We start from the raw sequence: 11,643 nt of genomic DNA, 5'->3' as shown, positions 1-11,643 counted from the left end.
CCGTAACCACCACCGGGTCCGTAACCTTGCATCATGCCGGGTCCGTAGCCACCGCCGGGGCCGCCGTTCTGCATCATCGGGGGGCCGCTCTTGCGCGTCTGTTTCTCGGTTTCGTCATCGGCGGCGAGTGTCGCCGGGGCGGCGCCTGCCATTGCGACGGCGAGCGTGCAGGCAGCGAGTTCTCGAAAGAGTCTTTTCTGTGTCATGGTGCGCTTCCTCCATGGTGTTGGAAGCCAGGATGATCGGATTCCATCTGTCGAATGCGGCAGATGCCTCTGGGGAATTTCTGTTCGCATGCGAGCGATCCCATGCGGACGGAAACCGTTTATCCCAGCTAGAGGTAATAGCACAGAAAGACAACAACTTCCCTGCGGCCCGACAGTTGGCCAGGGGCGGTATGGTTCCCGTCGAAACCCAGGGCGAACAGCGAGGGACAAGTGATCAAATTTCTCCCCAGGTGGGTCGTGTCCGTCGGACGGCTCGGTGTCCGATCGAGGCAGAGCGCGCTTCGGCCGTTCGCCCTCCTGGTCGCGTTACTGGTGACTGGGTGCGGCGGCGGTTCCCTGGAACCGCTGGCGCCGGGCGATGTGATTCTGGCGTTTGGTGACAGCCTGACCGAAGGTGTCGGCGCCTCGGCGGACACCAGCTATCCCGCCCGCCTGGCGGCGTTGTCCGGGCACACCGTGGTGAATGCCGGGGTATCCGGCGAGACGACCGCCGAGGGGCTGGAACGGCTGCCCGCGGTGCTCGACGAGACCGATCCGGGCCTGATGATTCTGCTGCTCGGCGGCAACGATATCCTGCGTAACGGCAGCCCGACCGAGGCGAAGCGCAATCTTTCCCGGATGATCGAGATGGCACTCGAACGCGGCGTTCAGGTGTTGCTGGTGGGTGTCCCGGAGAAGTCGCTTTTCTCCCGTTCGGCTCCCTTCTACCAGGAATTGGCCGAGCAGCATGGTGTAGTCCTGATGGATGGCATGGTCGCGAGCCTGCTGAAAAAGCCGGCCTACAAGTCGGACCAGGTCCACCTGAACACCGCGGGCTATCGGGAGATGGCCGGACGCATCCATGCAAGGCTGGCCGAGGAGGGCGCGCTCAGATAGGGGCCGGGCGATTCAATACGGTCGCAGTGGGCGTAGTTTTCCTTGTGGCGTGCCGGGCAAGAATCTTAGGATTGGCATATTTCGGCCACCCGCCGCCTCTCGAACACTAGGGAGCATTGCATGATTGACCGTACGGTCACCGGGCACGAGATCATCCTGTCCCCCCACGACACCATCCAGTCCCGCACCGACATCCGGGGGGTGATCACTTTCGCCAACCCGACGATGATCCGGATCTCCGGCTTCAGCAAGGACGCACTGATCGGCTCGCCCCACAGCATCCTCCGTCATCCCGACATGCCTCGCGGTGTGTTCTACGCCATGTGGCAGATCATTCAGGGCGGCGACGAGTTCTTCGGTTTCGTCAACAACCGGGCGAAGAACGGCGACAACTACTGGGTCTTCACGCGGGTGGCGCCGCGCAAGGATGCCAGCGGCGAGATCACCGGCTACAGCTCGGTGCGCATGATGCCCAAGCGCGAGGCGGTCAAGGAGTGGTCGAAGGTCTATGCCGACATCGTCGCCGTCGAGCAGGCCCAGCCGCGGGACAGACAGGTGGCCGCCGGCTTCGACGCCATCCAGAAGTACCTGAAGAAGCGCGGTGCGAAGAGCCTCACCGACCTGGTGATGCAGTACGTCTGACGCCCGGGCGCCGCCTGCCGGCAGTCCAACGGACCATGCCCCGCGTTCTCGGAGTGCAGGATCTCGTCCTTCGGTTTGAGGTGGCCTAAGCTTCGGGCATGGAACGTGACGCCTTCGCCAGCGACATCAGCCGCACGATCTGGGATTCGCGCTATCGCCAGCCCGGCGAGCGGTGCATCGAGGATTCCTGGGACCGGGTGGCTCACGCGCTTGCTGCCGTCGAGCCCCGTCCGGGTGACTGGGAAGCCCGTTTCCGCGAGGTGCTCGAGGGATTCCGCTTCCTGCCCGGAGGGCGGGTGCTTGCCGGTGCAGGCACCGACCGGATCGTCACGCTGTTCAACTGCTTCGTCATGGGCAGAATCGAGGATTCCATGGACGGGATCTTCGACGCCCTCAAGGAGGGGGCGCTGACCATGCAGCAGGGCGGCGGCGTCGGCTACGACTTCTCCACGCTCAGACCCTCCGGCACGCCGGCCCGGCACAGCGGCACCATCGCCTCGGGTCCGGTTTCCTTCATGCGCATCTGGGATGCGATGTGCGCGACCATCCTCTCCACGGGGGCCCGCCGGGGTGCGATGATGGCGACCCTGCGGGTGGATCATCCCGACATCGAGACCTTCGTCGATGCCAAGCGCGAGGCCGGTGAACTCACGCGCTTCAATCTCTCCGTGCTCGTCGGAGACGACTTCATGGAAGCCGTGGCGAACGACGCCGAGTGGCCGCTGGTGTTTCCCGCCGAGGCGATGCAAGACGGCGAGGGCGAGCGGCTCGAACGCCATTGGCCGGGTTTCGATGCGCCGGTGGCTTGCCGGGTGGTGCGGCGCGTCTCGGCGCGTCGGCTCTGGGACCGGATCATGCGAGCCACCTATGAGCACGCCGAGCCGGGGGTGCTGTTCGTCGACCGGATCAACCGGGCGAACAACCTCTGGTACCGCGAATGCATCTCCGCGACGAATCCCTGCGGGGAGATTCCCTTGCCGCCCTACGGGGCCTGCGACCTGGGATCGATCAACCTCACGCGATTCGTGCGCGATCCGTTTACCCCCGTCGCGCGGCTGGATCTCGAGGCTGTGGCCCGGATGGCGGCCGTCGCCGTGCGCATGCTCGACGACGTGATCGACGTGTCGCGGTTTCCGCTGGATGCCCAGGCCGAGCAGGCACGCGGTACCCGACGGATCGGCCTGGGACTGACGGGCCTGGCCGACGCGCTGATCATGTTGGGGTTGCGCTACGACACCGACGAGGCCCGTGAGCAGGCCGCCACGGCCATGCGGACGATCACGCACGCGGCTTACCGGGCCTCGGTCGATCTGGCGAGAGAGAAGGGGGCTTTCCCCTTCCTCGAGCGCGAGGCGTATCTCGGTGGAGAGTTCATCCGCTCCCTGCCGGCGGACATCCGCGACGGCATCTCCCGGCACGGTATCCGCAACAGCCACCTCACCGCGATCGCCCCGACCGGGACGATCAGCCTGCTGGCGGACAATGTTTCCTCCGGGCTCGAGCCGGTCTTCCGTTTCACGTTCACCCGGCAGGTGATCGAGCGTGATGGCCGCCGAGCGTCGCACCCGATCAGCGACCACGCCTGGCGGCTCTGGCAGGAGGGGCATGCCGGGCAGCACCTGCCGGATGCTTTCGTGCAGGCCGACGAACTCGATCCCGAGGCACACCTGGCCATGCAGGCGGCGTTGCAGCCGTACGTCGACAGCGCCATCTCCAAGACCATCAACGTCCCGGAGGACATGCCCTTCGAGCGCTTCGAGGCGATCTACCGTCGCGCCCACGCACTCGGGCTCAAGGGCTGTACCACCTTCCGTCCCAACCCGGTCACCGGGGCCGTGCTGGAAGTGGCCGAGACCGCTACACCCTGCTGCGACATCGAGCGCGAGGGGGACTGAATACCGCTCGGGACAGGAGACAGCTGCCCCGTGACCTGATAGCTTTCTCGCAGGCGCCCGGCGAGAACCGTTCGCGGGCGCGCAGGAACGCACCACATACACACCGCAGGAGGCTCTCCATGACCATCCACCTCGAACTCGTCCCCCTGATCTCCATTGGCGCCGGCATCGCCATCCTGATCCTCCCCAAGCTGCTCAACTACATCGTGGCGATCTACCTGATCGTACTGGGCGTTCTCGGCCTGCTCGGTCAGGGCTTCTGAGCAGCGCGACCCTCGGTCGGTCTCTCTTGTCCCCTCAGGCCCCGGGCTGCCACTGAAGCGCCAGCGCGCCGTCGGCTGTCCGATCCACGCGGCCTCCGAAGCGCGCGGCCTCGCGGTCCATGGTCGACTCCAGCCAGTCGATGTCCTCCGATGACGGACGGTTGAGGCGGAAGCGTCCGATCCGGTAGGGCAGCATGTGCAGGGCGACGAGCCGTCCGTCGTGAAGGACCGGCAGATAGATCAATGCGAGATCCCCCCGGTAGGCCTCGTGCCCCCGGATGCCCTCGTAGTCGTTGAGCAGGTCGCCGCAGCCGTAGAGGATCAGCCGGTCGCGATGGACCTCGATCGCCTTCGGATGATGCGAGGAGTGCCCGTGGACGAGATCCACGGCGCCCCGTTCGATCAGCCCGTGGGCGAAAGTGCGATGCTCGTCCGGTATCTCGTAGCCCCAGTTCCCGCCCCAGTGGATGGACAGCATCACCTGGTCTCCCGGTCGGCGTGCCGCCTCGATCCGCCCGGCCAGACGGTCGAGCGTGGCGGCGGAGAAGTCCGGCAGGCAGTGCACGCCGGGCCGTCCCGTTCCGGCCGCCCAGTCGTCGGGTACCCCGCTGCTGCGGTGGCCGGCGGCGAACACCAGTAGCCGGCCCCCGTCCGGTCGGGGCAAGACGGCGGGTGCCGTGGCCTCGTCGGCGTCGCGACCGGCACCGGCCGTCGGGATGCCGGCACCTTCAAGCACATGCAGCGTTTCCACGAGGCCGTCCCGCCCCCAGTCGAGCACATGGTTGTTCGCCAGCACGCAGCAGTCCGGCGAGATTGCCCGGATGCAGCCGACGTTGGCCGGGTGCATGCGGTAGTTGATTCCCTTGCCCGGCCACGGGGTGTCGGCGGTGGTGATCGATGTCTCCAGGTTGATGATGCGCAGGTCCGGGCGGACTCCCGCCAGGGCGGGCAGGGCGTCCCCCCAGATGTACTCCGGAGCGACCCGGCGCGGGATGGTGCCGCTGGCCTCTTCGGCGAGGCGCACGTAGCCGCGGGCATCGTGCATGTAGCCCTCGTACAGGCTGGGGTCGGAGGGCAGCGGCTGGATCTGGTCGATGCCGCGCCCGGTCATCACGTCACCGGTCAGCATCAGGGTGGTCTCCTTCCTCTCGGCCGCGTTGTCTTTCGCTGCACTCATGGTGACCGGTCCTCGGCGGTGATGTTCGGAGGGACTTGCCACTACCTTAGTTTCCGCCGGCACGTTTCGTTAATCGCGAGAGGCATTGGCGGATCGAGTCGACCGCCGGTCAATTGTTTCCTGTAGTCAGGACCGCTTCGTACTAACTTGAACCGGGAGGGAGTCGTCGGGCGCAGGGGGCTCGGCGAGCGCCCTGCGCCCGATGCTCGCCGACCCGGCGAGCCCTCGTTCCGCGGCAGTCCAGAGGAGACGCAAGATGAGCAAGATCGTCGATGAAATCATGTCGGCCAATGCCGACTACGTGGCCGGGTTCGGTGACAAGGGCGACCTGCCGATGCCCCCGGGCAGGCATTTCGCCATCCTGACCTGCATGGATGCCCGGCTCGATCCGGCCAAGTACGCGGGACTGGCCGAGGGGGACGCCCACGTCATACGAAATGCCGGCGGTCGGGCGTCGGACGACGCGATCCGTTCGCTGGTGATTTCCTACAAGCTGCTCGGGACCCGGGAATGGTTCGTGATCCATCACACGGACTGCGGCATGCTGACCTTCGATGACGAGACCATGTCGGACCTGCTGTCTCGCAGCCTGGAGACGGCCACGGTCGACGAGACGGGCTGGCACGACAGCGATGCCGGCGGCGGCACGACCGAGGGCAGGTACGTCAAATGGCTGACGATCAGCGACAACGCGAAAAGCGTGGTGGCGGACGTCGAACGGATCCGCGCCAACCCCATGGTCCCGTCGAACATCCCGGTCTACGGGTACATCTACGATTGCAAGACCGGCGAGCTGGTCGAGGTGCCCGAGGCGACGGCAGCGGGCAGGGCGTCCTGACCCCGTTCGGCATGTGGGCAAGCCGCGGCGACGCCATGGTCGACGAGGGTCCCATGCTCTTCGCCCTGGAGGGATCTCGCGGATTCGGCGAGAGCGTGGCGGCGGAACTGGGCGCGCGCCTGGCCGATCACGAGGAACGCGCGTTCGAGGATGGCGAGCACAAGGCCCGTCCGTTGGAAAGCGTGCGCGACCGCGATGTCTACGTCCTGCACTCGCTGCATTCTGACCCCGGGCACAGCGTCAACGACCGGTTGTGCCGCCTGCTGTTCTTCCTCGCCTGCGTGAAGGATGCCGGGGCGGCTCGAGTGACCGCGGTCGTTCCCTATCTGGGCTATGCCCGCAAGGATCGGCGCACGCAGCCGCGCGACCCGGTCACCCTCCGATACCTCGCGCAACTCTTCGAGGCCATGCGTGTCGATCGCGTGGTGGTGCTGGAGGTGCACAACGAGGCCGCCTTCGACAACGCCTTTCGCGTGCCGACCGAACGCCTCGGGATGCATCGTTTGTTCGTGCCCGAGCTTGCCCCGAGGATCGATGCCGGGCACCCGGTAGTGGTCTGTTCGCCCGACGTCGGTGGCGTCAAGCGCGCGGTGCGTTTCCGGGAGGATCTCGCCCTGGCGCTGGACCGGGACGTCGAAGACGCCTTCTTCGAGAAGATCCGGGGAGCGGGCGAACTGACGCTCGGGCGACTGGTCGGGGATGTGCGCGATGCCACCGTGATACTCGTGGACGACCTGATCGCCACCGGGAGCACCCTGACCCATGCGGCGCGCAGCTGCCGCGAGGCGGGTGCCCGGCGGGTGCTGGCGGTGGCTGCGCACGGGGCGTTCGCGCACGGGGCGCAGCAGAATCTTGGCAGCGATGCCTTCGACCGGGTCCTGATCACCGACAGCATCTGGCCGGTGAAAATCGACCGCGAGGCATTGGGTGGGCGGCTCGAGGTCGTTTCCGCCGCACCGCTGTTCGCCGAGGCGATCGCGCGCCTGCACGGGGGGCAGGCGCGCGCCTCTTGAGCTCGGTTTTCTAACGGTCTCCCTGGCACTGCCGGGCCAGGTCTTCGGCCAGGGCGAGGTAGCTCCGGGCCTTGTCCCGCCACGGCTCCCACTCGTCCGTGGGCAGCTCGAAGATGTGCCAGAGCGCCAGTTTCGCCCGCAGGCAGGCCTGGCGGCTCTTGTAGAACGCGATCAGGCGCCCCTCCGGCCGGTCGCCGCAATGTTCTTCGTAGACTCGGTAGAGAGTGTCGCCTACCTCGGGGGCATCGAGTCGGTCGCATTCCATCGCCAGGAAGGCGAGGTCGTCGGCCGCGTCGAGCGTGCGCAGGCGCCGGTCGAACTCCAGGCAGTCGAAGATCACCGGAGGATCCTCGAGGCAGACGTGCTCGGGGCGCAGGTCGCCGTGGCCCTCCACTACGTGTCCACCCGAGACCCGGGCGTCGAACCGTTCCGGTTCGCTCGACAGCAGGCCGAGCAGGGCCTTGCCGATGCGCCCGAGTTGCCCGTCGTCCGGCTCGTGAAGCGGCTCGCTCAGGGCCTCGAGGTTGGCGGTGATGTCCTTGCACAGGCGTGCCCGGTAACGATCCGGTGACAGCGCGACCGGCTCGCAGCGCGAGTAGAAGGCGGCGAGATGTTCGGCCACCGCGAGGGTGTCCGTTGGGCGGAGCCGCCGTTCGCGGATCACGAGATCGAGCATGCGCTCGGCCGGCAGGCGGCGCATCTTCACCACCCAGTCGACGATCCGGCCACCGTCGCCCAGGGTCAGCCGCCCCTGGTCGTCGAGATTCAGGGGCAGGGCGCCGAGGTAGGTGTTCGGTGCCAGTCGGCGATTGAGCCGGACCTCGGCGGCGCAGTCGCGTCCACGGGCTTCGAGGGTGCTGAAGTCGAGAAACTCGTAGCGCACCGGCTTCTTCAGCTTGTAGGCATGGGCGTCGGTGAGGAACACCCAGGACATGTGGGTCTCGATCACCTCGACACGAGCGGGCTGTTCGTCCGGATAGGCCTCCGGCCGGCCGAGGAAGGCCACCTTGTCCTCGATGCGGCAATCGTGCGTTGACTGGCTCATGTGCCGCCCCGCTGGCTGTCAGGTCATGTTTCTCCAGCGTAGTCCACTCGCTTGGGCATGGAAGCGGCAAGGTGGTCGAACAGCAACTACTCTCGGGGACTGGTGCAAGGCGGCATTGGCCGGACCGGCTGCATCCATTCCAGCGAGGTGAAACATGACCAAGCACGTCTTCGTCATCGGTCTGGACGATTTTCATCTCCGGCAGCTCGAGGGCGTTCGCCACGCCGGGGACTACGTCTTCCACGGGTTGTTGCCCTACGGCATGGTTGTTCACCCGGAGAGTTATCCGATCGACGAGATGATCGAACGGGGGACGAGCGAGATCGAGGCCTCCGGCGTGCGGCCGGATGCCGTCATCGGGCACTGGGACTTCCCCACTACCGCCCTGCGGGTGGTCTTTCGTGACGCCCTTGGGCTGCCCGGGCCCAGCCTGGAAGGCATCCTGATCGCCGAGCACAAGTACTGGTCACGGCTGCGCCAGGCCCGCGTGATTCCGGAGAACATCCCGGAGTTTCAGGCCCTCGATCCCTTCGACCCGGACGCGGCCGACCGGGTGGAGCTGGACTTCCCGTTCTGGATCAAGCCGAACATCGGGTTTTCCTCGATGATGGTTTACCGCGTCGACGGCCCGGAGGATCTGGAACGGGCCCTGGCCGGCCTGCGTGCCGGCATCGGTCTGTTCGGCGAGCCATTCGATCGATTCACCTGCCGGGCAAACCTGCCTTCCGACATTCCCACCGACATCGATGCCTGGCATTGCACGCTGGAAAAGCCGATCGACGGCTGGCAGTGCACCTTGGAGGGCTTTGTCCGCCACGGCAGGACCACGGTCTACGGCGTGGTCGATTCCATCCGGGGAGGAGGCATCGGTTCGTCGTTCTCGCGGTACGAGTTCCCCTCGCAACTGCCCGAGTCCGTCCAGGAGCGGATGTTCGATATTACCCGTCGGGCGGTCCCGTCGATGGACCTGGACGACACGCCGTTCAACATCGAGTACTTCTGGGACGAGGACACGGACCGGATCTGGCTGCTGGAGGTCAACACCCGGATTTCCAAGTCGCATTCACCACTGTTCATGGATGTGGCCGGAGCCTCGCACCATGAGGTGGCCATCGATCTGGCCCTTGGCCGTCGGCCTTCCTTCCCTCGCTGGGAAGGGCCGCACCGGGTGGCGATCAAGTTCATGCTGCGGCATTTCGAGGATGCGGTCGTCACCCGGGTGCCCACCGACGACGAGATCGGTTCGCTGGAACGGGAGTTTCCCGGCACCCGCATCCAGGTCGAGGTCGAGGAGGGTATGCGCCTGTCCGAGATGCGCGGCCAGGAGGTCTACAGCTACGAGGTGGCCGTGATCTTCATGGGCGGGCAGAGCCACGATGAACTGATGGACCGCTACCAGGCCCTGCTCGAGCGCCTGCCGCTGGAGTTCCATGACGTGGAATCCGGCTGAGCCAATCATCAAGACGACCCAACGAGGAGGGACGCCGTGAGGATCATCGACCCGCTGCCACAGCCCGTTCGCGAGATCGAGCATCTCTGGATCCCCATGAGCGACGGCACTCGCCTGGCGGCCCGGGTGTGGATGCCGGAGGACGCGACTGCCGACCCGGTGCCCGCCATCCTCGAGTACATCCCCTACCGGCGGCGCGACAACACGCGCATGCGTGACGACGTGATGCATCCGTATTTCGCGGCGCACGGCTACGCCTGCGTGCGCGTCGACCTGCGCGGTAGCGGCGACTCGGAAGGAGTGCTTCTGGACGAGTACCTGCAGCAGGAGCTCGACGACGGGGTGGAAGTGATCGAATGGCTCGCCGCACAGGCCTGGTGTTCCGGCCAGGTGGGCATGATCGGCATCTCCTGGGGCGGCTTCAACGGCCTGCAGATCGCCGCGATGCGGCCCCCCGAGCTCAAGGCGGTGGTGACGGTCGCCTCCACCGATGACCGCTACGCCGACGACGTCCATCACATGGGAGGGTGCCTGCTCGGCGACAACCTCTCCTGGGCCTCGACCATGTTCGCCTTCAATTCGTTGCCGCCCGATCCGGACATCGTCGGCGACCGCTGGCGCGAGATGTGGTTCGAGCGCCTGCGGGGTAGCGGCCTGTGGTTGCAGAAATGGCTGGAGCATCAGCGGCGTGACGAGTACTGGCAGCACGGCTCGGTCTGCGAGGACTGGGACGCGATCCGGTGCCCCGTCATGGCCGTCTCCGGCTGGACCGACGGTTACACGAACTCGGTGTTTCGCCTGCTGGAAAATCTCAGGGTTCCGCGTCTCGGGCTGGTCGGCCCCTGGAGCCACAAGTATCCGCACCAGGGCGTACCTGGCCCGGCGATCGGGTTTCTGCAGGAGTGCCTGCGCTGGTGGGACAAGTGGCTCAAGGACATCGAGACCGACATCATGGACGAACCCATGCTGCGCGCCTGGATGCAGTATTCGGCACCGCCGACGACCTTCTACGAGCGTCGCGAGGGGCGTTGGGTGGGCGAGCGGCAGTGGCCATCGCCGGAGATCCGATCCCGTGAGCTGACCCTGGCCCGGCCGGGTACGCTCGAGCCGGGCGAACGGCACATCGACGAGGAGAGCATGTGGATCCAGTCGCCGCTGTCGGTGGGCATATTTGCCGGCAAGTGGTGTTCCTACGCCGCCACGCCCGATCTGCCGCACGACCAGCGCGAGGAGGACGGCGGGGCACTGGTTTTCAATACCGGGCGGCTGTCCGAGCCGCTCGAGATTCTGGGTGCCTGCCGGCTGGAACTGGCCGTGTCCGCCGACAGGCCGGTGGCCATGGTGGCCGTGCGGCTGTCCGATGTCGCTCCCGACGACAAGGCCACGCGCGTGACCTACGGGTTGCTGAACCTCACTCACCGGCACGGCTCCGAGCAGCCTGAACCCCTCAGGCCTGGCGAACGCTACCGCGTGAGCGTGAAGCTCAATCAGATCGCCCACGTGTTCCCCACCGGCCATCGGTTGCGCCTGTCGATCTCCACCTCCTACTGGCCCCTGGCCTGGCCGGCGCCCGAACCCGCTCGTCTCACGATCTTCACGGGGAGTAGCCGATTGGTGCTGCCGGAACGGCCCCGACGGGATGACGAGGATGCGCTGATCGATTTCCCCCCGGCCGAAGGCGCCCGTCCCACACCGACGGAAACGGTCGAGGCCGGCCGGCACAAGTGGCGGGTAATACGCGATCTTGAGACCGACGAGACCACGCTCGAGGTGATCAACGACGACGGCACTACCTATATCGGCCCGGCGAACCTCGAGATGCAGCGCAAGGCCCTGGAGTGGTACAGCTATCGTGGCTATGACTACCTCTCTCCCAAGGGCGAGACCCTATGGGAGCGAGGCTACCGTCGAGAGGACTGGTCAGTGCGGACCGTGACGCGAACCAGGCTCACGGCAACGAAGACGCATTTCGTCATTCACGCCGAACTCGACGCCTGGGAGGGGAACAAGCGGGTCTATTCGGACAACTGGGACGAGGAGATCCCGCGCGACCTGGTTTGATGCCGGCGCTTCCTCGGAGCGTTGGGAATCGCCATAGCAGGGGAGATTGGGTGCCCCGGGGTACGCGGCCGGGGCCATGGATGGGGGTCAGCCGTGGAGTTTCTTCGTTATCTCGGCGACGTGCCGGCCCTGGTAGCGGGCGATGGTCCGTTCCTT

General features: G+C 66.3%; 10 protein-coding genes and 1 pseudogene. 8 read left to right on the top strand and 3 right to left on the bottom strand.

All coding sequences use genetic code 11. The features are described from left to right. A pseudogene (locus ACESL5_RS08185) lies at positions 1–206 on the bottom strand (hypothetical protein); the annotation flags it as partial. 381 nt (positions 207–587) lie between these two features. Here ACESL5_RS08185 and ACESL5_RS08180 point away from each other — a divergent pair. From ACESL5_RS08180 to ACESL5_RS08165, 4 genes are all read left to right on the top strand, one after another. Further along, positions 588–1,103, top strand: a complete 516-nt coding sequence (locus ACESL5_RS08180; RefSeq protein WP_372592292.1) for an arylesterase — start codon at positions 588–590, stop codon at positions 1,101–1,103. A gap of 120 nt (positions 1,104–1,223) precedes the next feature. After that, positions 1,224–1,745: a PAS domain-containing protein gene (locus tag ACESL5_RS08175; RefSeq protein WP_372592291.1), complete on the top strand. Its 522-nt coding sequence runs from the start codon at positions 1,224–1,226 to the stop codon at positions 1,743–1,745. Between the two features lie 98 nt (positions 1,746–1,843). Beyond that, the gene (locus ACESL5_RS08170; RefSeq protein ID WP_372592290.1) at positions 1,844–3,640 is read left to right on the top strand and encodes an adenosylcobalamin-dependent ribonucleoside-diphosphate reductase; all 1,797 of its coding nucleotides are present in this window, start codon (positions 1,844–1,846) and stop codon (positions 3,638–3,640) included. Positions 3,641–3,759: 119 nt separating this feature from the next. Continuing rightward, positions 3,760–3,903 carry a DUF3096 domain-containing protein gene (locus tag ACESL5_RS08165; protein WP_372592289.1) on the top strand — a complete coding sequence of 48 codons (144 nt, stop codon included), beginning with the start codon at positions 3,760–3,762 and terminating at the stop codon, positions 3,901–3,903. 34 nt (positions 3,904–3,937) lie between these two features. Here the strand turns inward: ACESL5_RS08165 and ACESL5_RS08160 are convergent, their stop codons facing one another. Then, positions 3,938–5,080, bottom strand: a complete 1,143-nt coding sequence (locus ACESL5_RS08160; protein WP_372592288.1) for a CapA family protein — start codon at positions 5,078–5,080, stop codon at positions 3,938–3,940. Positions 5,081–5,336: 256 nt separating this feature from the next. On the opposite strand from ACESL5_RS08160, the gene ACESL5_RS08155 reads away from it, so the two are divergent. Both ACESL5_RS08155 and ACESL5_RS08150 read left to right on the top strand, forming a co-directional pair. After that, positions 5,337–5,918 (top strand): beta-class carbonic anhydrase, encoded by a 582-nt coding sequence (locus ACESL5_RS08155; protein WP_372592287.1) that lies wholly within the window; start codon positions 5,337–5,339, stop codon positions 5,916–5,918. A 53-nt stretch (positions 5,919–5,971) separates the two neighbouring features. Then, a complete protein-coding gene (locus tag ACESL5_RS08150; RefSeq protein WP_372592286.1) occupies positions 5,972–6,931 on the top strand; it encodes a ribose-phosphate diphosphokinase in 960 nt (319 codons plus the stop codon). Between the two features lie 10 nt (positions 6,932–6,941). Here the strand turns inward: ACESL5_RS08150 and ACESL5_RS08145 are convergent, their stop codons facing one another. Then, complete coding sequence (locus ACESL5_RS08145) at positions 6,942–7,976, bottom strand: hypothetical protein (protein ID WP_372592285.1); 1,035 nt, start codon at positions 7,974–7,976, stop codon at positions 6,942–6,944. 154 nt (positions 7,977–8,130) lie between these two features. Here ACESL5_RS08145 and ACESL5_RS08140 point away from each other — a divergent pair, with 154 nt between their 5' ends. After that, entirely contained in the window at positions 8,131–9,426 is a 1,296-nt protein-coding gene (locus ACESL5_RS08140) for an acetyl-CoA carboxylase biotin carboxylase subunit family protein (RefSeq protein WP_372592284.1), read from the top strand. Between the two features lie 96 nt (positions 9,427–9,522). Beyond that, positions 9,523–11,487 carry a CocE/NonD family hydrolase gene (locus ACESL5_RS08135; RefSeq protein WP_372592296.1) on the top strand — a complete coding sequence of 655 codons (1,965 nt, stop codon included), beginning with the start codon at positions 9,523–9,525 and terminating at the stop codon, positions 11,485–11,487. Positions 11,488–11,643: the final 156 nt, after the last annotated feature.

It is taken from the genome of Guyparkeria sp. (genome assembly GCF_041687595.1).
In the GTDB taxonomy this organism is placed as follows: Bacteria; Pseudomonadota; Gammaproteobacteria; order Halothiobacillales; family Halothiobacillaceae; genus Guyparkeria.
Note: the sequence above shows the minus strand (reverse complement) of the source record. Positions and strands in the feature narration are given on the sequence as shown.